This is a genomic window from Ruegeria sp. AL1 (genome assembly GCF_056540905.1).
This window is the reverse complement of record NZ_JBQFXP010000036.1, coordinates 1-1,664: the sequence shown is the minus strand read 5'-3', so window position 1 is coordinate 1,664 and position 1,664 is coordinate 1. Positions and strand designations below refer to the sequence as shown.

The 1,664-nt window shown below is 58.0% G+C and carries 2 protein-coding genes; both read right to left on the bottom strand.

Annotated features, from left to right (window positions below; genetic code table 11):
- Positions 1 to 363: FAD-dependent oxidoreductase (locus tag ACRZ9X_RS22390; protein ID WP_480522305.1), on the bottom strand; the 363-nt coding region annotated here is incomplete at its 3' end.
- 34 nt (positions 364 to 397) lie between these two features.
- Positions 398 to 1,524 (bottom strand): IS3 family transposase gene (locus tag ACRZ9X_RS22385; RefSeq protein ID WP_480514630.1). Its coding sequence is split into 2 segments (ribosomal slippage): positions 398 to 1,263 and positions 1,263 to 1,524, totalling 1,128 coding nucleotides; the frame shifts between segments, so codons are not numbered across the junction.
- Positions 1,525 to 1,664 lie beyond the last annotated feature (140 nt).

Genomic DNA, 1,664 nt, shown 5'->3' with positions numbered 1-1,664 from the left:
CTTGTCGGTCTTGACGCTGACCTTGCCCTTGGCGGGGATCGTCGCCTCGCCCATGACCACGGTCACCTTGTTCTTTTTCAGCAGATGGCCGATGCCGCCCGAAAGCTGCCCGGCCACACCGCGCGAGCGTTTGACCACCGCGTCCAGGTCATAGCCGATCTTGTCCGCCTTCAGGCCGAAATCCTTGGCCCGCTCCATCAGGTGGAACACCTCGGAGGACCGCAGTAGCGCCTTGGTGGGAATGCAGCCCCAGTTCAGGCAGATGCCGCCCAGATGCTCACGCTCGACCACCGCCGTCTTCAGCCCCAGCTGAGCGCCTCGGATTGCAGCAACATAGCCACCAGGGCCCGCGCCAATTACGATTGAGCAGCCTCATCTGACTGGTCCAAGTTGATTGTTAGTGCATCATCGGCCTGTGATCCATGGGGATGATGGTCTCGGGCGCTGGCGGGCGATAGCCCAGTGCACTGTGGGGGCGTTTTGTGTTGTAGTGTCTCCTCCATTGTTCGATCAGAATTTGAGCTTCGCGCAGGCTGTAGAAGATCTCACCATTGAGCAACTCGTCCCTGAACCTGCCATTGAAGCTTTCACAGTATCCGTTTTCCCACGGGCTGCCAGGTTCGATGTAAGCCGTCTTGGCGCCAACGGCGGCGATCCAGTCTCGGACAGCCTGGGCGACAAATTCCGGCCCATTGTCAGAACGTATGAAACTCGGCGCGCCGCGAAGTATGAACAGGTCTGTCAGGACGTCGATTACATCGGTCGAGTTCAGCTTCCGCTCGACCCTGATAGCCAAACATTCCCGACTGTACTCATCAAGGATGTTCAGCGCCCGGAAGGCTTTGCCATCATCGGTTCGGCAATGGACGAAGTCATAGGACCACACGTGGTTGCGATGCTCTGGTCGAAGCCGGACACATGATCCGTCATTCAGCCAGAGCCGCCCTTTCTTCGGTTGTTTTATTGGCACTTTCAGCCCCTCTCGCCGCCACAGCCGTTCAATCCGTCCGTCGCTGACAGACCATCCAGCCTCCCTCAGCAGCGCTGCGATCCTGCGATAGCCATATCGGCCATATTGACGGGTCAGCTCGATCATGTCGGCCACCAGTCGGTCCTCGTCTGGGCGACCTTGTGGGACGCGCCGTTGCGTGGACCGGTGTTGTCCAAGCACGCGACAGGCGCGTCTCTCGGAAACGTTCAACTGGTTGCGTACATGGTTAATACAAGCACGACGACGAGCGGGGCTCAGTAGTTTCCCTTTGTGGCTTCCGTCAGGATCAGTTTGTCCAACGTCAGATCAGAAACCGCGCGCCGCAGTCGCTCGTTCTCTTTCTGAAGCCGTTTCAGTTCCTTCAACTGGTCTATGCCCATTCCGCCGTACTTTTTGCGCCAGCGGTAATAGGTTTGTTCAACAACGCCGATCTGCCTGATCGAATCAAGACGGGACATGCCTTGCCCCATCAGAACTTCAACCTGCCGTAACTTCGAGACAATCTCTTCGGGCTTCGGTCTCTTGTTTGCCATTCGTGGTCCTCCGTTTCCTAAACATAACGGTGGACCAGTTCAGTTGGGGAGGCTCATCCGCGACCAGTCATCGGCGCAGTCCCAGACCTTGGCCGGGATAGTCTCCCATCCCATCCGCATTGCCGCCTCCACACGATGGC